This window comes from Dysgonomonas massiliensis, from assembly GCF_900240225.1.
GTDB classification, from domain to species: domain Bacteria; phylum Bacteroidota; class Bacteroidia; order Bacteroidales; family Dysgonomonadaceae; genus Dysgonomonas; species Dysgonomonas massiliensis.
The window spans coordinates 222,723-244,907 of the sequence record NZ_OEPV01000003.1 but is presented as its reverse complement, the minus strand read 5'-3'; the positions used below and the strand labels follow the sequence as shown (position 1 = coordinate 244,907).

Annotated in this window: 17 protein-coding genes; 13 read left to right on the top strand and 4 right to left on the bottom strand. The window is 37.0% G+C overall.

Going from position 1 to position 22,185, the window contains the following annotated elements:
• The first annotated feature begins 133 nt into the window (after positions 1 to 133).
• The 7 genes from C1A06_RS04580 to hutH all read left to right on the top strand — a co-directional run bounded on the left by C1A06_RS04580 (position 134) and on the right by hutH (position 9,638).
• Positions 134 to 2,482 carry an outer membrane beta-barrel family protein gene (locus C1A06_RS04580; RefSeq protein ID WP_101689060.1) on the top strand — a complete coding sequence of 783 codons (2,349 nt, stop codon included), beginning with the start codon at positions 134 to 136 and terminating at the stop codon, positions 2,480 to 2,482.
• 254 nt (positions 2,483 to 2,736) lie between these two features.
• Complete coding sequence (gene hutU, locus C1A06_RS04575; protein ID WP_101689059.1) at positions 2,737 to 4,722, top strand: urocanate hydratase; 1,986 nt, start codon at positions 2,737 to 2,739, stop codon at positions 4,720 to 4,722.
• A gap of 21 nt (positions 4,723 to 4,743) precedes the next feature.
• Entirely contained in the window at positions 4,744 to 5,646 is a 903-nt protein-coding gene (gene ftcD, locus C1A06_RS04570) for a glutamate formimidoyltransferase (RefSeq protein WP_101689058.1), read from the top strand.
• A gap of 10 nt (positions 5,647 to 5,656) precedes the next feature.
• On the top strand, positions 5,657 to 6,907 hold the full coding sequence (hutI, locus tag C1A06_RS04565; protein ID WP_101689057.1) for an imidazolonepropionase: 1,251 nt from the start codon (positions 5,657 to 5,659) through the stop codon (positions 6,905 to 6,907).
• Positions 6,908 to 6,918: 11 nt separating this feature from the next.
• Complete coding sequence (locus tag C1A06_RS04560) at positions 6,919 to 7,497, top strand: hypothetical protein (RefSeq protein WP_101689056.1); 579 nt, start codon at positions 6,919 to 6,921, stop codon at positions 7,495 to 7,497.
• Positions 7,498 to 7,508: 11 nt separating this feature from the next.
• Positions 7,509 to 8,132 (top strand): cyclodeaminase/cyclohydrolase family protein, encoded by a 624-nt coding sequence (locus C1A06_RS04555; protein WP_101689055.1) that lies wholly within the window; start codon positions 7,509 to 7,511, stop codon positions 8,130 to 8,132.
• A 3-nt stretch (positions 8,133 to 8,135) separates the two neighbouring features.
• Complete coding sequence (gene hutH, locus C1A06_RS04550) at positions 8,136 to 9,638, top strand: histidine ammonia-lyase (protein WP_101689054.1); 1,503 nt, start codon at positions 8,136 to 8,138, stop codon at positions 9,636 to 9,638.
• Between the two features lie 425 nt (positions 9,639 to 10,063).
• On the opposite strand, the gene C1A06_RS04545 is transcribed toward hutH, so the two are convergent.
• Positions 10,064 to 11,332 carry a DNA recombination protein RmuC gene (locus C1A06_RS04545; RefSeq protein ID WP_101689053.1) on the bottom strand — a complete coding sequence of 423 codons (1,269 nt, stop codon included), beginning with the start codon at positions 11,330 to 11,332 and terminating at the stop codon, positions 10,064 to 10,066.
• Positions 11,333 to 11,595: 263 nt separating this feature from the next.
• Here C1A06_RS04545 and C1A06_RS04540 point away from each other — a divergent pair, with 263 nt between their 5' ends.
• From C1A06_RS04540 to C1A06_RS04530, 3 genes are all read left to right on the top strand, one after another.
• A complete protein-coding gene (locus C1A06_RS04540) occupies positions 11,596 to 12,444 on the top strand; it encodes a bifunctional methionine sulfoxide reductase B/A protein (protein WP_101689110.1) in 849 nt (282 codons plus the stop codon).
• Between the two features lie 137 nt (positions 12,445 to 12,581).
• Positions 12,582 to 13,118, top strand: coding sequence for a DUF5606 family protein (locus C1A06_RS04535; RefSeq protein WP_101689052.1), 537 nt, complete (start codon positions 12,582 to 12,584; stop codon positions 13,116 to 13,118).
• Positions 13,119 to 13,299: 181 nt separating this feature from the next.
• Positions 13,300 to 13,809 carry a DUF4468 domain-containing protein gene (locus tag C1A06_RS04530; protein WP_101689051.1) on the top strand — a complete coding sequence of 170 codons (510 nt, stop codon included), beginning with the start codon at positions 13,300 to 13,302 and terminating at the stop codon, positions 13,807 to 13,809.
• Positions 13,810 to 13,887: 78 nt separating this feature from the next.
• Here C1A06_RS04530 and C1A06_RS04525 read toward each other — a convergent pair whose 3' ends face one another.
• Both C1A06_RS04525 and C1A06_RS04520 read right to left on the bottom strand, forming a co-directional pair.
• A complete protein-coding gene (locus C1A06_RS04525; RefSeq protein WP_101689050.1) occupies positions 13,888 to 15,924 on the bottom strand; it encodes a M13 family metallopeptidase in 2,037 nt (678 codons plus the stop codon).
• 3 nt (positions 15,925 to 15,927) lie between these two features.
• Positions 15,928 to 17,880, bottom strand: coding sequence for an ABC-F family ATP-binding cassette domain-containing protein (locus C1A06_RS04520; protein WP_101689049.1), 1,953 nt, complete (start codon positions 17,878 to 17,880; stop codon positions 15,928 to 15,930).
• 242 nt (positions 17,881 to 18,122) lie between these two features.
• On the opposite strand from C1A06_RS04520, the gene C1A06_RS04515 reads away from it, so the two are divergent.
• A complete protein-coding gene (locus C1A06_RS04515) occupies positions 18,123 to 18,836 on the top strand; it encodes an MIP/aquaporin family protein (protein ID WP_101689048.1) in 714 nt (237 codons plus the stop codon).
• A 61-nt stretch (positions 18,837 to 18,897) separates the two neighbouring features.
• Here the strand turns inward: C1A06_RS04515 and C1A06_RS04510 are convergent, their stop codons facing one another.
• A complete protein-coding gene (locus C1A06_RS04510; RefSeq protein WP_101689047.1) occupies positions 18,898 to 19,272 on the bottom strand; it encodes a hypothetical protein in 375 nt (124 codons plus the stop codon).
• 186 nt (positions 19,273 to 19,458) lie between these two features.
• Between C1A06_RS04510 and cls the strand changes: the two genes are divergently transcribed.
• Positions 19,459 to 20,892, top strand: a complete 1,434-nt coding sequence (gene cls / locus C1A06_RS04505) for a cardiolipin synthase (protein WP_101689046.1) — start codon at positions 19,459 to 19,461, stop codon at positions 20,890 to 20,892.
• A gap of 17 nt (positions 20,893 to 20,909) precedes the next feature.
• Entirely contained in the window at positions 20,910 to 22,064 is a 1,155-nt protein-coding gene (locus tag C1A06_RS04500) for a TlpA family protein disulfide reductase (protein ID WP_101689045.1), read from the top strand.
• The last annotated feature ends 121 nt before the right edge of the window (positions 22,065 to 22,185 follow it).

Sequence of the window (22,185 nt, the reverse complement as noted above, 5' to 3'; positions counted from 1 at the left end):
GAGTTATGTCTTATGTCTTTTTTAGCCTCCAAAGAAATAAAATTATTAATTCGAATTATTGTATTCTATTTATAGTTTTATATCTACGAAATTTTAGTAGATTTGTTGTCAGCTAATTATAACCACTTTCGTTATGAGAAGATTTTCAATAGTACTTGTTTTATTTCTATGTATAGTTAAAGTCCTTCTTGCTCAAAATATTTGGATAGAAGGGTGTGTCGTTGATGAAGAGAAACATCCTGTTGAATATGCTACTGTATTGTTACAGACTCTTGATAGAAAGCATTCTGATGTAGTTTTTACCGATAGTGTAGGTCATTTTAGAATTGGTACAATAGGTAACGAGTATCAATTAATATTGCAGCATATTTTGTATGAAGCAGATACACTTAGTTTATCTACCGATCAGTTACAGCCTTTATTGATAGTACTTAAGCAGAAAGATATCAACCTAAAAGATATTGAGGTGGTGGCAGAGCGTCCATTAGTGCGTATGGAGGGAAACGCATTATCGTATGATGCAAAGTTGATTGCTTCGAAGCGTACAGTATTGAATGCTTATGAGATTATTAAAGAAATTCCAGGTGTAATGGCTGTGGAAGAAAAGTTGTCTTTAGCTGGAACTGATAAGTTGAATATTGTTATTAATGGGCAGATTAGCACTATGACAATGAGTCAGATTGTAAGTATGCTGAAAAGTATTCCAGCTTCTTCTATACAGAAGGTGGATGTTATGTATAACGCTCCAGCAAAATATAATGTAAAAGGTGCATTGATAAATGTTGTACTAGATAAAGCTGCGTTAGAAGTCCCTTTTACGGGTGAGGTAATGGTAAATTATAAGCAATCGGTATTTGCGACAAGCATAGGTAGATTAAGCTTATCTTATAATAAGGATAATTTGCGTATTGATTTGTTTACTAATATCAGTTCCGGTAAGAATTGGCAGGAGGAGATTTCATATTCACGCCATTCACTAAAGGATCGTATGGTTGAAGTTGATGAAAATACAAGTGGCAGAGGAAATCATTTGAGTGGAGATTTAAGATTAGGTTTAGATTATACGTTTAATGATAAAAGTAATTTGGTCTTAGCTTATTACACAGATCTGAATAAAAATATAGTCCGTCGTGTGGGTAATACAAATTACATGGATACTTTAAATTATAATATAGAAAGTTCTAATCGTCGTAGAGATAGAGATCAACTTCATAATAGTTACATACAATATACTAATAGAAAGTTACAGTTGGGAGGAGAATATACATTTTATGGTAATCCATCAACACAAAATTATACGGATTCGATAGTTTCTAATAATTCATTACTGTCCGGCTATATCAATAATTCGAATCAAAGAATAGCACGATGGTCGGCTTTCGTAAACCATGGAGTCAATTTTGGATCTGCCTTTGAATTAAATTATGGACTTAATGGCGGTTATAATCACTCGAATTCGAGTATACATTACAAAGTTCGAGATGAAAATGATGTATATATTGATCGTGACAGTTTGCGATTGGTTAGTAAGCAAAAGGAGTATACTGGTACTGGTTTCGTTGATGGTGTATATAAATTTAATGATAAATTATCGGCAAATTTCTCTCTCAAGTTAGAATACTTCCGTGCTGATTATATTAAAAATAAGGTTAAAACAACTCTTTGGGATGATTGGACGTTGTTTCCGAATCTGTCTTTTACATATAACCAGAGTGAAAGAAACATGTTTCAACTGAGTTTTTCAAGCGATAAAAACTATCCTTCCTATTGGGCTATTAATCCAGAAATTGCAAATATGAGCTCGTATTCGCAGATTGAAGGAAATCCTGAACTGAAGCCAAGTAAAGTTTTCAGAGGTCAATTAATGTATATGCGTGATCGTAAATATACGTTGATGGCTTTTATGCAGTATATACCCGATTATTTTGTTCAGCTACCACATTTGAGCGAAGATGAATTAAAATTGGTATATAAATATGAAAACTATGATTATTTGCTTCGATCGGGAATAATGTTTACTGCTAACTTCAAATTTGGTGAAATATACAATAATAGATTACTGCTTCAAGCCATGCGTTCGGATGAGGAAATAAAAGACTTTTATGGCTCATCTTTCGATTATACTTCGTATAGTGCAGTTGTAATGCTTAATAATACGCTTAATATAACGAAAAATCTAGCATTCCAGTTTGATGTTTTTTATCAGACTAATGCGCGACAAGGAGTTTATCGTCTAGGGCCGATGTGGAGCTTAAATAGCAGCTTGAAATGGAATATCAATGGTAAAATGTATATTGTTGCAAAATATAATAACATAGTAAGAAATAGTATTCCTCGACCTTTGAAATTGGACTATGGAAATCAATATCAATTGATGAAGCAAAGAGAGAAAAGTTCGTTTAATATATCTTTTGTTTGGAGTTTTGGAGGATATAAAGCGAAAAAATATAAAGAAGTTGATGATAGTCGCTTGGGCAAATAATAAGGTGTATTATGCATTTAACTAATTCTAATGAGCTTGTTTGGAATTATGTTATTTTCCAATCAGTAGAAGTGTCTTTTTGTTATTTTTGAGGATTTCGAGACTGAGATTGGAGCACCTGTTGTGTGGATGCTTCTGTTTTCATGTGTGTTCTGTGTGAAAATGTCAGTTTTTACTTGCTAAATTATGTAAATACCTTTACATTTTGAAATATATATTCTATCTTAGGAGAATAAACTTAGAATCTATATATCATGAAAATACGACTCGACAATCAGTTGCCGAATTATCCCTCATTTGTAGAGGGGATACGTCGCGCTCCCGACAGAGGCTATTGCTTGACTTCGGCTCAGACTGAGACTGCTTTGAAGAATGCATTAAGATATGTTCCCTCTGAATTACATGAAAAACTTGCTCCCGAATTTTTAGAAGAACTTCGTACGAGAGGACGTATATACGGATATCGTTATCGACCGGAAGGAGATATTTACCCGAAATCAATAGACGAGTACAAAGGTCATTGTATTGAAGGAAAAGCTTTTCAGGTAATGATTGATAATAATCTTTGTTTCGATATAGCTCTGTATCCTTATGAATTAGTGACTTATGGTGAAACAGGTCAGGTTTGTCAAAATTGGATGCAATATCGGTTGATCAAGAAATATCTTGAAGTATTAACTAATGAGCAGACTCTTGTAATTGAATCAGGTCATCCGCTAGGATTATTTAAATCGAAACCCGATGCTCCACGTGTAATAATAACCAACTCGATGATGATCGGTATGTTCGATAATCAGAAAGATTGGGAAATTGCAGCTCAGATGGGTGTGGCCAATTATGGACAAATGACAGCAGGAGGTTGGATGTATATAGGTCCGCAAGGAATTGTTCATGGAACGTTTAATACACTATTGAATGCAGGACGCAAGAAATTAGGCATTCCTCAAGATAAGAATCTAGCAGGATATCTGTTTGTATCCTCAGGTTTAGGAGGTATGAGCGGGGCTCAACCGAAAGCTGCAGATATTGCAGGTGCTGTTTCGATAGTTGCTGAAGTTGATTATTCACGAATAGTGACTCGTCATACTCAAGGATGGGTACATCATGTGTCAAGTGATCTGAAGGAAATTTTTGATTTGGCTACTCAGGCTTTGACCGATAAACGCCCGTGCTCGATCGCTTATCATGGAAATATAATCGATCTGTTAGAATATGCTGATAAGAATAATATTGATATACCTCTATTATCGGATCAAACATCTTGTCATGCAGTATACGAAGGTGGGTACTGTCCTGCTGGAATTTCGTTCGAAGAACGTACACGCTTGTTGAAAGAAGATCGTGAAACTTTCCAAAAAATGATCGATGAGTCGCTTCGCCGTCATTTTAAAGTAATAAAAAAACTAGTGGATAAAGGCACTTATTTCTTCGATTATGGTAACTCGTTCATGAAAGCAATGTATGATGCGGGAGTGAAGGAGATCTCGAAAAATGGTATCGACGAAAAAGATGGATTTATTTGGCCTTCTTATGTTGAGGATATCATGGGACCTGAATTATTCGATTATGGCTATGGTCCATTCCGTTGGGTATGTCTTAGTGGTAAACACGAAGATCTTATTAAGACAGACAAAGCTGCTATGGAGTGCATAGACCCGACTCGCAGAGGTCAGGATAAAGATAATTACGATTGGATTCGCGATGCAGAAAAGAACCAACTGGTAGTAGGTACACAAGCTCGTATTTTGTATCAGGATGCTGTCGGACGAATGAATATCGCCTTGCGATTCAATAAACTGGTTCGTGATGGAGAAGTAGGACCTATTATGCTTGGGCGTGACCATCATGATGTTAGTGGAACAGATTCGCCCTTCCGTGAGACTGCTAATATAAAAGATGGTAGCAACGTAATGGCTGATATGGCTGTGCAATGTTTTGCCGGCAATGCAGCACGTGGTATGAGCCTAATTGCTCTTCATAACGGGGGTGGTGTAGGTATCGGAAAATCAATAAACGGCGGATTCGGTATGGTATGCGATGGAAGTGAACGTGCCGATGAAATTATCCGTTCGGCTATGTTGTGGGATGTAATGGGTGGAGTTGCACGTCGTTCGTGGGCTCGTAACGAGAATGCTATGGAAACGACGGAAGCTTTCAATCAGTCGCATGCCGACGGTTACCATATCACAATGCCATTTGTGGCTGATGAAGATTTAGTAAAGAAACTTTGTAACCAATAATACCAAATAAAATAACCAGACATGAGTACTGCAAAAATAGTAGAATGCGTACCAAATTTTAGTGAAGGACGCGATCTTGAAAAAGTAGAAAAAATAGCAAATGCTTTTCGTGCCAAACAGGGTGTAAAGCTTTTAGATTATAGTACAGATAAAGATCACAATCGTATGGTCGTAACTGTAGTGGGCGAACCGGAAGCTCTGAAAGCTGCGGTTCTGGAAGCAATAGGTATAGCTGTCGAAATTATAGATCTGACTATGCATAGTGGTCAACACCCTCGTATGGGAGCTGTTGATGTCGTTCCGTTTATCCCTATTCGTAACGTAACGATGGAAGAGGCTGTCGCTATGTCGAAAGAAGTTGCCGAAGAAGCAGCTAAACGCTATAATCTTCCGATGTATCTGTATGAAAAAGCAGCGTCTAGTCCAGATCGTGAAAATCTGGCGAAAATCCGTAAAGGTGAATTTGAAGGATTGAAAGATAAAATGGCTCAACCCGAGTGGAAACCTGATTTTGGGCCAGATCAACCGCATCCGACAGCTGGAGCAACAGTAATTGGTGCACGTATGCCTTTAGTAGCTTATAACGTGAATCTGAATACTAATAAACTAGAGATAGCTGATGCTATTGCTAAGAAAGTACGCTTCTTAGGTGGAGGTCTTCGCTTCTGTAAAGCAATGGGCGTAGAATTGACTGACAGAGGCATCGTTCAGGTGTCAATGAATCTGACAGACTTTACTAAAACTGCTATATATCGTGCGCATGAAATGGTACGCTTCGAAGCACAGCGTTATGGAGTAACAATTGTTGGGGCAGAGATTATCGGTCTTGTTCCGATGGATGCATTGATAGATACAGCTGCCTATTATCTTGGATTAGAAGATTTCTCGACAAAACAAGTGCTTGAGACTCATCTGATGGAATAATTCAGAGCTTATGAAACAAGGAAATGTTATTATAAAAAATGCGAGTCAGTTGGTGACTTGTTCCGGATTTGCGGCAAAGAAAGGAAAGGAAATGTCTGATCTTTCTGTGATCGAAAATGGAACAGTTATCATTACCGAAGGAATGATCCGTTTTGTAGGTAAAGACTCGGACTGTCCGCCTCTGGAGAATTATCCCAATCACGAGGTCGTAGACGCTCGGGGTAAAGCTGTTTTACCCGGCTTTGTAGATTCACATACGCATTTTGTATTTGGCGGATATCGCGAAGAGGAGTTCTCGTGGCGCATGCGTGGCGATACATATATGTCAATTATGGAGCGTGGCGGAGGTATACACAATACGATGAATGCTACGCGTAAAGCATCTTTCGACGAGCTTTTTCAATCAGGAATAAAACGTCTTAGCTCAATGCTTCGTATGGGAGTTACCACAGTAGAAGGAAAAAGTGGTTATGGGATGAATATGGATACTGAGTTGAGACAGCTAGAAGTAATGAAGTCGCTTAATCGGCAACATCCGATTGATGTTGTTTCCACTTTTATGGGAGCACACTCAACTCCGGCCGAATATAAAGGTCGCGAAGATGATTTTATCGACTATATGATAAAAGAAGTAATGCCTGAAGTCAAAAGACGTAATTTGGCTGAGATTTGTGATATCTTTTGTGAGAAGAATGTATTCGATATCGAACAATCTCGCCGTTATCTGACTGCAGCTCGAGATTTAGGCTTTGAGTTGAAGCTTCATGCCGATGAAATTGTTTGTATCGGAGGTGCTGAGTTAGCAGCCGAATTGAAAGCTTTATCTGCCGATCATTTGTTGCAGGCATCGGATGAAGGTATTGCCGATATGGCATCGAGTGGGGTAGTAGCTACCTTATTGCCTTGTACTGCATTTTCATTGAAAGAACATTATGCACGTGGTCGTTATATGATCGATTTGGGTTGTGCTGTAGCATTGGCTACAGATTTGAATCCGGGAAGTTGTTTTACTAATTCTATTCCTTTGTTATTTGCATTAGCGTGTATCTATATGCAGTTGTCTCCCGAAGAAGCAGTAACAGCCTTGACAATCAATGGAGCCGCAGCTGTCGGTCGCGCCGATCGAATAGGAAGTATTGATGTAGGTAAACAAGGTGATTTAGTGATATTGGAATATCCTTCATATCGATTCTTACCATATCATATTGGAATGAATATCGTTGAGCATGTCGTAAAAGACGGAGTAGTTTACTCGAATTGAAAGAGTTATAGATGAAAAGAGTACTACTGTTTTTGGCTTTAGGATTCTCTATTATTGTAATAGGGATATTGATGGCTTTTAAATATGGTGCTTATCTTATTATTGATAAAGAGGATAGGGAATATATCATAAAAGAAATAGAAACTTCTCCGAAATTAGGGAATCGTTTCTATGAGATATATGAATTAGTAAAGCCTAAAACGCTAAAACCCGATTTTTCTCAACACTTTTTCATACATCGTTCCAGTAATGGGGGTTATTGTGCTTGTCGAGAAGCTGTATATGAGGCAATCTATCCGAAATATACCAGCGCATTTGAAATAATGCCACTCGTATCTTTCGTCGAATCTAAGATTAGTAAGGAACGATGCCTTGATTATTATGTTATTAAAAGATTAGATGAAAACGATTTAGGTATTAGAAAGGTGTTTGGTAAAGATATGGAAGAATTGGATGATAGAGAACTCATTGAGTTAGCTTTGATATTACAGAATCCCTATTGGTATAAAAAGAAAAAAGAAAATTTCAATCAGAATCTCGATCGTGAAATAGACCTGATTGAAAGAAAATTAAAATATAAAACTAAATAAATGAAAAACATATGTTAGTAGATTTAACAATAAAAGAGTTCTTAGCTAAAACAGCTGGTAGCGATCCTGTTCCGGGTGGAGGTAGTATTGCTGCGCTGAATGCTGCTATTGCAGCTTCGTTGGCAGAAATGGTTGCTAACCTTACAGTAGGAAAGAAAAAATACGAAGACAAAGAAAGTCTGATGAAAGAAGTTATTCAGACAGCAAATCATTACCAAGGTGGATTTATCAAAGATATAGATGCTGATTCGGATGCTTACAACGAAGTTTTTGCTGCATTCAAACTGCCGAAAGAAACCGATGAAGAAAAAGCAAAACGTAGCGAAGCTATCCAGGCTGCAACTAAGGTAGCAGCTGAGGTACCTATGTCAGTTGCTCGTAAAGCATTTACAATAATGGAAACTATCGAAGTAGTTGCCGAGCATGGAAATCAGAATGCAGTGACTGATGCTTGTGTGAGTATGATGACTGCTCGTACAGCTGTTCTGGCTGCAATCTTGAATGTGAAAATCAATCTGTCTTCAATCAAAGATGAAGCATATGTTGTTAAAATGCAATCTGAGTGTGCCCAATTGGAAAGAGATGCTATTGCCAAAGAGCAAGCCTTATTGAAAAAAGTAAACGAAATATTGTAGTTTATGAAAAACGTATATTACGTAGGTTCGGGTGATCTCACTTTCGAGATCATCGAAGAAATAATAAATAATAATCTGAAGCTTGAACTAGCTCCCGAAGCGAGAGATCGTATACAGAAATGTCGAGATTATCTTGATCAGAAGATTGCTGCTTCGAAGAAACCCTTGTACGGAATTACAACCGGATTTGGTTCGCTGTGTAATATCAGTATATCGGAAGATCAGTTGACTCAACTTCAGGAAAATTTGATTAAATCGCATGCCTGTAGTGTAGGCCGTGAAATCTCGACAGTTGTTGTCAAGTTGATGATGTTATTGAAAGCACATGCGTTATCATTAGGATATAGTGGTGTTCAGGTTATTACAGTTCAACGTATTATTGATTTCTTCAATAATGATATAATTCCGATTGTTTGCGATAGAGGTTCTCTCGGAGCTTCGGGCGACTTAGCTCCATTGGCAAATTTATTCTTGCCTCTTATTGGAGCAGGAGATGTTTATTATCGTGGCGAAAGACGGGAGGCTATGAGTGTTCTGGATGAATTTGGTTGGAAACCGATTCATTTGATGAGCAAAGAAGGTCTAGCCTTGTTGAATGGAACGCAATTTATGAGTGCTAATGGTGTTTTTGCTATGCTTAGAGCATTCAAATTGTCGAAGAAAGCTGATTTGATTGCAGCTTTATCGTTAGAAGCATTCGATGGTTTGATTGATCCGTTTTACGAAGGTCTGCACACTGTTCGTCCTCATAAAGGTCAGCAAAGAACTGCCGCTAATTTTAGGAAATTACTAGACGGAAGCGAATTAATATCACGCGATAAGATATATGTACAAGATCCATATTCTTTCCGTTGTATTCCCCAGGTTCATGGAGCCACGAAAGATGCAATGGAGTATGTGGCTTCGGTATTACTAACTGAAATAAATTCGGTGACTGATAATCCTACAATTTTTCCAGATGAGGATAAAATTGTATCGGGAGGGAACTTTCATGGTCAGCCTTTAGCTATTGTTTACGATTTTCTTGCTATAGCACTTGCCGAGCTTGGTAATATATCAGAACGTCGAGTTTCTCAGTTGATCATGGGCTTACGTGGATTACCTGAATTTTTGGTTGCCAATCCGGGAGTAAACTCTGGTCTTATGATTCCTCAGTATGCATCTGCATCCATGGTTAGTCAAAATAAGATGTATTGTTATGCAGCTTCTAGCGATTCGATTGTCTCGTCTAACGGTCAGGAAGATCATGTGAGTATGGGTGCAAATGCTGCAACGAAACTACATAAGATCATAGATAATCTGAATCATATTTTGGCTATCGAGCTGATGAACGCTGCTCAGGGTATAGAGTTTCGTCGTCCGGCTAAGACTTCGCCGATTTTAGAGCGTTTCCTGAAAGAATATCGCAAGGAAGTTTCTTTTATTAAAGATGATATTGTGATGTATAAGGAGATACATAAAACTGTGGCATTCCTAAATCGTATATCGATTGATTATATAGATTAGAAATTCTTGTTTTGTTTGAGTTTATATTTGGATATTCTTTCCAAAACATTATTTCGAGAGAAAGGGTGTGCTGGAAAGAATATTTTTTTTCAAAAGTTCATTCTGAAATATCTCTTAGATTTTCATTTCAAGATGTATTGAATTGTATTTTAACAATTTCGTAGTCTCTGTTTCGATTTTGTAATATTTATTTCTTCTGTCAAAAAAATGTATTGATTATACTTGCGGATTGTGTGATTAGAGATCTTTTAAGGGCTTTGTATTTAGGTGTTTGCTGTAAAAAAGAAAAGGTTGTCATCACGACAACCAATCTTCATTGTTAACCTTAAATCTAATACCATGAAAAACACATTACAAATGTAGGGTGTTTTTTTATGTTATGCAACATGTTTGCTGAAAAACTTCGCTTAGTTAACTTTTTTTAATTAAATGTCGCTATTAGGTAGTTGTTTTTGAGATTTTATACCTAGTTCTTTTAACATCTCTGCTTGACGTATAAGGTTACCATTACCATCTTTGAGCTGAGAAAATGCTTTGTCGTATGATCTTTGCGACTTTTCAATACTTTTACCTACATCCTGCAAGCTTTCTACAAATCCGACAAATTTATCATATAGCATAGCACCTCTATTAGCTATCTCTTGTGCATTACGACTTTGATACTCGCGTTTCCACAAATCGGCAACAACTTTTAGCGAGGCAATAAGATTGGTTGGACTAATTAACAATATCCGTTTACGATACGCATAATCCCAAAGCGATGAATCTAGTTGCATGGCCAAAATGTAGGCAGGCTCGTTAGGTACAAACATCATAACGAAATCTAGTGAATCGATATAATCTTGGTATGATTTACGACTTAATTCGTCTATATGCTGCTTGATTGATATTAAATGTTCTTTTTCGGCGATAGCTTTTTCAGCATCATCTTCCGATTCTACGTATTTAATGTAAGCATTCAGTGAAACTTTCGAGTCGATCACAATTTTACGCCCTCCCGGATATTCAACTATGATGTCGGGTTGCATTCGGCTACCTTCGTTATTCTGGAGAGTATTGCCGTGTTCGTCTTTCAGAGTTTCCTGGACAAAATATTCTTCTCCTTTTTTTAGTCCGGATTTCTCAAGGATCGATTCAAGAATCATCTCCCCCCAATTGCCTTGAATTTTATTGTTGCCTTTCAGTGCTTTCGTCAGATTATTGGCATCATTGCTGATTTGATTATTGAGCGCGACCAATTCGCGGATGCGTTCTTCTAAAGAAAAGCGTTGTTTGGATTCTTTATCGTAGGTTTCTTCCACCTTTGATTTGAATTCGATAAGCTTTTCGTTAAGAGGTTTTAGTATTGCTTCTATATTTTCGCGATTAGTGACTGTAAAACGCGATGTTTTCTCTTCCAATATTTGATTCGCTAAAACCTGAAAGTCTTTATTCAGTTGCTGGCGCGTGTTTAAGAGTTCTTCTTGTTGCGACTTCAATAATTCTTCTTTTGATTTTATCTGAGCTTCCTTTTCTGCAATTTGGCGAATATGTTCAAGTTGTACTCGTTGAAGATTTTCTTTGTCTTTATTGAGCGTTTTTATATTGTCTTTCAATTCGCCGATTTGTTGTTTACTGTTTTTTTGAAGTACGAGAATAACGGCAATAGCAAGTATTATAATGGCTGAAATAGCCAAAATGAGAACATAATCCATATCTGATTTGTTTTAATTTATCTATATTGATGAAAAGAATAGGAAAGTTATTTAAAATATAAATGGCAACAAAATTAGATAAATTAAACTTGTTAACAATCTATTTTGATAGCGTTGTTTTAAACCCTTTAGCTATATTTATACTCAAATTGAAGACAATGAATACAATAATTGAAAAACTGAGAATAGTGCTAACTTTTGTTACATTTGTCACTTTTTTTGTTTCATGCGGTTTTTCTCAAACAACAAAAAATAAAGATAATATGAAATATAACGAACTTACGCCCGAAGAAGAAGCGGTAATTGTACACAAAGGAACAGAATATCCTTATACTGGCGAATTGTTGAATAATAAACGTTCAGGGACATATGTATGTAAACAATGCGATGCACCGCTGTATCGATCGGAGGATAAATTCGACTCGCAATGTGGATGGCCTTCTTTCGATGACGAGATAGAAGGTGCTGTGAAACGTATTCCGGATGTGGATGGACAACGTACTGAAATAGTTTGTGCCAATTGTGGAGGACATCTGGGGCATGTGTTTCTAGGCGAGGGCTTCACAGAAAAGAATACACGTCATTGCGTAAATTCAATATCGATGAAGTTTATTCCAGAGGTCAATGCAAATATCAAGAAAGCTTATTTCGCTTCGGGATGTTTTTGGGGCACCGAATTTTATTTCATGAAAGCCAATGGCGTCAAGCATACAGCCGTTGGATTTATGGGTGGTCACGTAGAGAATCCGACTTATCAACAAGTATGTGGAAAAGATACGGGACACCTTGAAACAACGGAAGTTGAGTATGACACGACAAAGACTACATACGAAGATATGGTAAAGCTATTTTTCGAAACTCACGATTTTACTCAGACTGATGGACAAGGTCCTGATATAGGCCCTCAATATTTATCTTGCCTATTTTATAGTGACGACTCGGAGAAAGCTATCGCCGAAAAATATATAGCTATATTAGAATCTAAAGGTTACAAGGTTGCTACTATGCTGAAACCTGCTTCTAAGTTCTGGAAAGCAGAAGATTATCATCAGCAATATTATGATAAAAAGGCTGGTCGTCCGTATTGCCATCATTATACTAAGATATTTTAACTAGATTAACACTATTGTATATCAACTAATTAATAGGTGCCTAGACAATTTTCTCGGCTAATTCGTTTATTATTCGATTGTTTAGTACTATTTTTACCCCCTGAAATAAAAGTTTAATTTTAAACTAAAACAATATTATGCTAAAAAAGATTTTGTCTGTTTCCGGAAAACCGGGTCTATATCAGCTAGTTTCTAGCGGAAAAAACATGCTTATCGTAGAATCCTTAACCGATAAAAAGAAATTACCTATCTATGCTCGCGATAAAGTAGTATCGTTGGGCGATATTTCAATATACACTGAAGAAGACGAAGCGCCATTGAAAGATGTACTTGTATCAATCAAGAACAAAGAAAATGGAGCTAAAGTAGTAATCGCTGGAAACAAACCAGAAGATTTGAAAAAATACTTGGAAGAAGTACTTCCTACATTCGATCGCGAACGAGTATACCCAACAGATATCAAGAAATTGATCAGCTGGTATAACTTGTTGATTGATGCTAATATCGATTTCGAAGCTGAAGAAAAAGCAGAAGAAGGTGAAGAAGCTGCAATAGCAGAAGAAGCTCCGAAGAAAGTTGCTAAAGCTGCTGCTCCGAAGAAGGCAGCTGCTCCTAAAGCATCAGCTGCATCGAAAGCTGCACCTAAAGCATCAATGTCTCGCAAAGCACAGTAATCAGAACAATATAAAAGCACGGATTATATCCTATATACTAGGATTCCGTGCTTATTTTTTAATTCAAACATTTACATACCTTACAGCTATACATTCTTTAGCCAAACTATGTATTGTTTTAAAATATGATTAGCACAAATAGAAGTCGTCTGCTGTAAGTCACTTTAACCAAAACAACATTATGAAAAAAATTATTATTGCCCTTATTGTATTTATGAGCTTCAGTACGCTGATTAATGCTCAGCTCAAAATGACCTCGAACGATTTCCCTACTTATCAGGGCGTAGTTGAGGTAAACGGTCAAACGGCAGATTATATTTTCTCCGATCTGAATGTGTGGTATAACAATCAGTTCAAAGCTATGGCTAAGACGATTCAGATGGAAGATACTGAAAGACAGCGATTGATCATTAAAGCATCTTTTCCTTTCGAGTTTACTCAGATGGTTGTGAAAAAGACGCATGGTAAATGTGACGTACTAATAACTTTTGATACGAAAGATGAAAGATTCAGATTCTTGATCGAAGTATTGGATGTCTATATCGATGGTAATAAGTCGATTATGAAAGATATGTTGAATAAGCCTAACAAGAAGACTTCTAAAATGGCTTTAGAACAAGTAACTATCATTAAAAATAAGATTGTCGAAGACATTTCTGTTATCGAGAAAACTAGTAGCACTGACTGGTAATAGATTATTATATGATAAAAATAAAAGGGATAAACTTCGATAGTTTATCCCTTTCTTTATCTATACTGTAAATTGGAATTACCAGATGTCTGCTCTTTCTTCTTGAGGAATGAACAGAGAGTTTTCAGGAGTAATACCAAATGCTTGATACCATGCATTGATGTGAGGCAATGTTCCGTTTACGCGCCATTTACCTAATGAGTGTACATCGTCTTTTGTGCGACGGCGAATCTCTGCTTCGCGAATATTGCCAGCCCAAACTGCTGCATAGGCAAGGAAGAAACGTTGTTGAGGGGTATAGCCGTCTATTTTGACTGCTTTTTCTGCCTCTTGAGTTTTAGTGAAAGCATCGTAAGAAATTTGTAAACCTCCGTAGTCAGCAATATTTTCACCTAGAGTGTATTCCCCATTTGCTTTTAGTCCTGGTAATACTTCTATGTTATTGAAATGTTCAACCAATACTTGAGTGCGTTCTTTGAATTTTGTAGTATCAGAAGGAGTCCACCAATCCTGTTGGTTTCCATCTTTATCAAATTTCGAACCTTGATCGTCAAATCCGTGAGTCATTTCGTGGCCAATGACAACACCTATTGCTCCGTAGTTGATAGCATCGTCGCCATCAGCATAGAAGAATGGAGGCTGAAGGATTCCTGCAGGGAAGCATATTTCGTTCGAACTTGGGCTGTAATAAGCGTTTACCATCTGAGGTGGCATATGCCATTCGGTCTTGTCAACAGGTTTGCCTAGTCTTGAGACATTATCATTGTATTCGAATAATGAAGCACGAACAATATTTGCCCAATAGCTGTCTCCTTTGATTTCAAGCGAGCTGTAGTCCTTCCATTTGTCAGGATAGCCGATTTTTACAGTGAATGCATTCAATTTCTCTTGAGCTTTAGCTTTAGTTTCATCACTCATCCAAGTCAAGTTGTTAATACGCTCTCCAAAAGTGTTTTGAAGATTTTTTACAAGAGTCAGCATACGTTCTTTAGACTCGGCAGGGAAGTATTTGGATACATAGATTTCTCCGACAGCTTCGCTAAGAACGCCGTTAACAGCATTGACAGCTCTTTTCCAACGAGGTTGCTGAGCTTTACGTCCTGATAATTGTTTGCCGAAAAATTCGAAGTTTGCATCAGAGAATGTGTCGCTCAAGTAAGGTGATGCAGAGTTGATTACTTTCCATGACAGATATGCTTTGATATCGTCAAGTGAAGCAGTGTTAATTAAATTAACCGCAGCAGCAATAGGTGTGACCTGGCTTACATTCAAATCATCAAATCCTTTTAGATCAGCAGCGTTGAAGAATGCATCCCATTCGAATTTCGCCACCTTGCTGTCAAGGTCATTTACTGCGACTTTGTTGTAATTTAGCTCTGGCTTTCTGCGATCTTCTTTTGTAAAATGTGATTTGGCTAGTTCAGTTTCCATCTTGATGACAGCTTGTGCAGCCTTATCTGCATCTTCTGCTGAATATCCGGCATTTGCAAATTGTTTGTTCATCAATTCTACATAGCCTTTACGTAGCTCTTTCGAGTGTTCGTCTTCATTCAGATAGTACTCGCGATTACCAAGGCTAAGACCTCCTTGGTTGAGGTGCAGAATGTTGATTGTACTGTTTTTGTCATCGGCACCTACATATAAACTAAAGAATGGAGTAGAAGCATATTTATTCACTTCCGCAATCATCTTGATCATTTCACTTCTATCGGTTACTCCTGCAATTTTATCTAACTGATCTTTAATTGGTAAAGCTCCATCGCTATTCAGTTTCACACTGTCGATTGCTATTTTATATAAATCTCCAATTTTCTGCGCATTCGAACCAGCTTCATGGGTTCCCTGACCTAGTTCTTCGATAATTCCTTTTACTTGAATGTCATTTTGCTCTGCCAATTGATCAAATGAGCCATAACGAGCATACTCATCTTTTATCGGGTTTGCTTTAGACCATCCGTTAGTTGCATAACCGTAAAAATCGTCGCCAATGACAAACGATGAATCAATATTGCTCATGGCTAGTGTTTGGCTAGGTTTCTTAGCCTTGTCACTACAGCTCAAAGTTGTACCTAATGCGAATAATGCAACCGGTACGTAGTAATAAATCTTTTTCATACACTATATATTTGTTGAAAGTTGTTCTAGTTCAAGAGTCAAATTCTCCCATTGGGTCATGGCCTCGTCAAGCTCCTTCTTGAGTGCAGCATGTTTTTCGAATAAACTACTATCCGAAGCTCCTTCGGGAGTAATCATTTTCTGTTCGAGTTGTTCGATTTCACTTTCTTTGAGCTCAATGAACTCTTCTTTTTCTGCGATCTGTTTCTCGAAGCGTTTTATTTGTCTATTGATTTCTTTTCGCTCTTCGTAAGTAAGATTGTTTTCGGTCTTAGTCTCAGTCTGTGACGAAGTTACATTTTTTTCTTTAGAAATAGGTGTTGCAGCTTCGAGTTCTTTTAGGCTATCCATCTTTTTCTTTTCAAGAAATTCATAGATACCTCCAAGATGCTCTTTAACCTGACCATTCCCAAATTCATAAACTTTGTCGACCAGGCCATTCAAAAAGTCACGGTCGTGCGAAACAACTATAACAGTTCCATCAAAATCTTTCAATGCACCTTTCAGGACATCTTTCGATCTCATATCGAGGTGGTTTGTAGGCTCATCCAGAATAAGTAGGTTGACCGGCTCAAGAAGTAGACGAATCATCGACAGACGATTGCGTTCTCCTCCTGAAAGCACTTTTACTTTCTTGTCCGAAGCTTCTCCTCCGAACATAAAAGCACCCAGTATATCTCTGATCTTGGTACGTATATCGCCTACGGCAATCTGGTCTATTGTGTCGAATACCGTAAGATTATCGTCAAGTAGTTGTGCTTGGTTTTGTGCCGAATAACCGATTTTTACATTATGCCCTAATTCTAGTTTTCCCGTATAATCTGTTATGACATTCATAATACATTTAACCAGCGTAGATTTACCTTCTCCATTTTTTCCAACGAAAGCAACCTTATCGCCACGGTTTATCGTCATTGTTACATCCGAAAAAACGATATGATCGCCATAAGCTTTTTTCAGATTTTCGATGATGACTGGGTAGGAACCCGAACGGGGCGCAGGCGGAAATTTAAGATTCAACATTGCCGAATCCTCCTCGTCTACTTCTATACGGTCAATACGATCCAAATGCTTGATTCGAGATTGAACTTGTACAGCCTTAGTTGCTTTATATCTGAATCGCTCTATGAATTCCTCTGTCTTCTGAATCTCTTTTTGCTGATTTTCATATGCTCTTAATTGTTGTTCGCGATATTCTTTTCTCAGCTCAACATATCTTGAATAAGGAACTTTATAATCGTAGATTTTTCCTAAGGATATTTCGATTGTACGTGTAGTAACAGCATCCAAGAAGGCACGGTCGTGAGATACTAATACGACAGCATTAGCACGTGTAGCAAGGAAATTTTCGAGCCATTGTATTGACTCTATATCTAAGTGATTGGTCGGCTCGTCAAGAAGTAGTACATCCGGGCGTTGTAGCAGGAGTTTTGCTAACTCTATTCGCATACGCCATCCCCCACTGAATTCTTTTGTAGGTCTTTCAAGGTCACTGCGCTTGAAACCTAATCCAAAGAGTGTTTTTTCGACTTCGGCCTGAAAGTTTGTCCCTCCCGACATTAGGAACTGATCGTTTAAGTATACAGATCGCTCAATCAGAGCATGATATTCATCCGATTCGTAATCAGTTCTTTCGGCTAATTGTTGGTTTACTCTATTCAGTTCGGCTTCCATTTTGTGGATATGTTCGAATGCAAGAGCAGCTTCATCAAAAACTGAATTTATATCATTCAAAACCATATGTTGAGGGAGGTAGCCTATACTAACATCTTTGGGTATCGAGATGTGCCCGTTTGAGGCTTCTTGCATACCAGCCAGAATCTTGAGCATAGTAGATTTACCTGCACCATTTTTTCCGACCAGAGCCAAGCGCTCTTTTTTATTGATGACAAATGAAACGTTGTCATAGAGGGTGAAACCTCCAAATTCGACTGTTAATCCTTCTATAGAAATCACTATATTGCTGTTTTTCTTACAAAAGTAAGGATTTTATACGATAATGGAGTGAAGCCGTAACTATACTTTAATAGCGGATTTACATGAAAAGTCGAAAAGATGTAAAAAAAATATTTATCTTTACCTTGTTATCATTAAATATAATTTAACAACAAGCAAGAAAGTATTTCGATTGTTAGACGATAGATTGTATTTTATCTATACCGAAATACAAGAAAACTAAACATTTAAGAAATAGAATTATGAAAAAGTATTTAGCGGAATTAGTAGGAACTATGGTTCTTGTACTAATGGGTTGTGGTAGCGCTATTTTTAACTTCGGGGTAGGTTCAACCGCTCAAGTGTTGACAGTGGCATTTGGTTTTGGACTTTCTGTAGTTGCTATGGCATATACAGTAGGAAAAGTTTCGGGATGCCATATCAATCCGGCAATTACATTAGGAGTTTTTCTTTCAAAAAGAATGTCTGGTAAAGATGCAGGAATGTATATGTTATTCCAAGTATTGGGAGCTATCTTAGGTTCTGCAATTCTTTACGCTATTGTTTCATCTATTGATGCTGGATCTGCTTCTTATATCGCTCAGAGTGGATATTTTGCAACAACGACAGGTGCAAATGGACTTCAGCCGGGAGTAAGTACGATGGGTGGTTTGCTGGCTGAGATTATCTTTACTTTTGTTTTCGTGTTGGTTGTATTAGGTACAACTTCTAAAAATGGAGCAGGTAATTTTGCAGGTTTAGCTATAGGTTTAACGCTTGTCTTAGTGCATATCGTATGTATTCCATTGACAGGTACATCTGTTAACCCAGCTCGTAGCGTTGGTCCAGCTCTATTCGAAGCTGTTAATGGTAGCATGGTTGCTCTTCAACAATTGTGGTTATTCATTGTAGGCCCATTCATTGGAGCTGCTTTGGCTGCTGTAGTTTGGAAAATTGTAGATACTGATGCTGAATAAAATCAGATTATAATAATAAAAAAGGCTTCTCGAAAGAGAAGCCTTTTTTATTTATTCTGTATTATTCTTTAACGAATATTCTGAAATCGTTGAGAGTTTCCATTTTCAGAGTGTCTTGGCTTAGCTTTACTATCCTCGATTTTGTTACAAAAGTATTTTCAACAAACCAATCAATTTGAAACTTCTTAATCTTATAATTATAAGGCTGTTTATAGTCGCTATTAATTAGTTCAAATATACTGTCTTTTTTGAATGTAATAAATACAGTGTCTTGCAGAATATTGACTTTTGAAGAATCAGGATGTATATAGTTTTGATGAATTAGCCGCCATTTGCCTTGAAGGAGCTTTTTATTGGCATCGCTACTACCGTAAGGATTACATCCAGAGAGGAGTAATATTAGTAGTAATAGGATGTGACAGATACTGCGGTTCATATTATGTTTATAAATGTTGCGCAATTTACGAATATTTCTTTTATCTACGAATCTGTGGCAATGGTTTTCTGTTTGCCTGATAGTTTGTACGGTATAACATATAGTTAGAAAATGATACATTATTTATTAGTTTGAGAAAAAAGTAGTAAATTGCCGATTAAAGCAAAAGGAAAATAAAGATATTAGATGTTAGACTGGCTATCATCAGATAATGTGATTCTGTTATTCCAGATGTTGTATATTGTTACAGCGTTTGGTGTTATCGTGCTGATAATAACAGAGAATCGGAATCCCGTGAAAACGTTGTCATGGGTTCTGGTTTTACTTTTTTTCCCTCTTATTGGACTTGTTATTTATTATTTCTTTGGAGAAGATGGGCGAAAACAGCGTATCATATCTCATAGAATGTTCAGAAAGCTAAATCCTGAAGTATTTCAACAACAAGATACAAGCCAATATACGCTTTTCCCGCAAGAACATGAAGCATTAGCGCATTTACTGCAGAATCTGGACAATTCTCAAGTGTATACTGATTCGAAAGTTACGTTTTACTCGGATGGAAAGAGCAAAATGGATGCACTGTGCGAAGAAATTGAAAAAGCTACAAGCTCTATTCACGTTCAGTATTATGTGTTTATGGACGATGAAACTGGATGTAGGCTGCGAGATTTGCTGGTTCGTAAATGCAAAGAAGGGGTAAAAGTCCGACTGCTGTATGATGATGTGGGAAGCTGGAAAGCAAAGCGGTCGTTTTTTAAGGAAATGGCAGACGAAGGTATAGAAGTACAGGCCTTTCTAAAAGTTGCATTCCGCTCACTTACCTATCGTGTAAATTATAGAAATCATCGCAAGATAGTAGTCGTTGATGGTAAGGTCGGATTTGTAGGGGGTATGAATGTTGCCGATCGTTATGTTAAAGGTGTTGATTTTGGTATCTGGCGCGATAGTCATATAAAAGTGGAAGGTAAAGCTGTAGCGGGATTGCAGACTTCGTTTATTATTGACTGGCATTATGCACGAAAAGAAATGCTGACTGATGATATCTATTACCCTGAATTAGAAAAAGTAGGAGATAATATGATACAATTTGCGACAAGTGGTCCAATTGGTCAATATAAAAGTATTCATATGGGCATAATTCATGCAATATATAATGCTAAAGAATATGTTTATGTGCAGACTCCTTATTTTATCCCTACGGATAATCTAAATACGGCTTTACAATCGGCAGCCAAACGAGGGGTAGATGTAAGACTTATGATTCCTCGGAAGTCAGATACCACTTTCGTAAATGTCGCTACAAGATCATTCTTGCAAGATATGCTGGATGCAGGTGTAAGCATTTATATGTTCGAACCAGGATTCTTGCATTCGAAGATGTTGATTATAGATAATTCCTTAACAATAACAGGTTCTGCAAATATGGACGTGCGTAGTTTTGAGCATAACTTTGAAATTAACGCATTCATCTATTGTGAAGATACAGCCCATAAGGCGAATAGTATATTCGAAAAAGATTTACAGATGAGTACGCTTTTAGATGCCGAAAGTTGGGTAAATAGGTCGAAAAGAGATAAGTTGAAAGAATCTTTTGTCCGTTTATTTTCGCCTTTATTATAAAGTAAATATTTTAGCTTATGAATCAACTTAAAATATTGGTGCTCCTTGCCCTTATATTTATTCTTAATATTAGTTTAAAAGCACAAACTATAAATATTGAACAATCTGAAGCTGCTGGAGAAGAATATTTCTTTTCGCTATGTTATGGCTTAGAAATGGATACAATAGCATCCGGTAGTCTGGATGAGGCAGGTGGTATTACTATAAAATTACCAGAAGAAAATAAAGGATATAAAGGCTTAGCCTTTTTTTGCGTTAAAGATCGTCCAATGCAGATACTTATTATTAATAGTGAAGATTTCAAAGTTAAATTAGGGAACACTATGCCCGAATTTGAGAATTCGCGAGAGAACGATGCTTTTAATAAGAAAGATATAAGCCTATTGAGTGATACCTCATTATATGCTAATCGGTTTTTTGAATTGTCATCTTATTTTCAGTCTTTGCGATCTGTTTTATCTGGACAGAGTATGGGGTTAGGTGATCGCTATAAAGTGCGAAATTATGCAGAAGAGAAATTAAATGCAGATGATTTATACTCAAGTGGTCTATGGTTTTATGTAATTGATGGACTTACCCAGCTTTATCCAGATCAGGAGTCTTTTGCAAAGGCTATGATCTCAATATTGAATAGGGTAAAATCTGAAAAAGTATATATAGGCCTTAGTGAGAATTTAGTTACGATATTGAATCAATATAGTTGGGAAGAAGCTTTCGACCTGATTGTTCCTTCAATAGTTGAGTCTGGAAGGATAAAATATCCTCAGGGAACTTTGTATGATGCTTTCCAAATGGCTAAATTGGTGAAAGGTGCTTTAGCTCCGAACTTAGATGGATTATCGAATAAAAAACACAATGGACAAACTTTGGTTTTCTTTTTTGAATCAGATTGTAATAATTGTAGGGCTGAGTTGAAAAAGCTTAGAGATGCCTATGCCCAATTAAAGGAAAAGAATATTCGTATTGTGTCGGTGTCAGCCGATCATGATAGAGAGGCATATAGTAATGCTGTAAAAGATATACCATGGAAAGATGCTTTATGCGATTATAAAGGTTTCGCCGGAATCAACTTTTTGAATTATGGAATATCTGCTACACCTACTTATTTTCTTCTTGATTCGGAGTTTAGAGTAATGAAGCGATTCAGTCAGTTGGCTAATATTGATTTGTAAATAATACACATCGTAATCTGATAAAAAGATATGCTTGACGGAAGAATGATGATGATACCTAGATGTCTGTGAATAAAAAAAAGCTATATTTGTAGCTTGTTCTGTTTTATGTAAATGTATT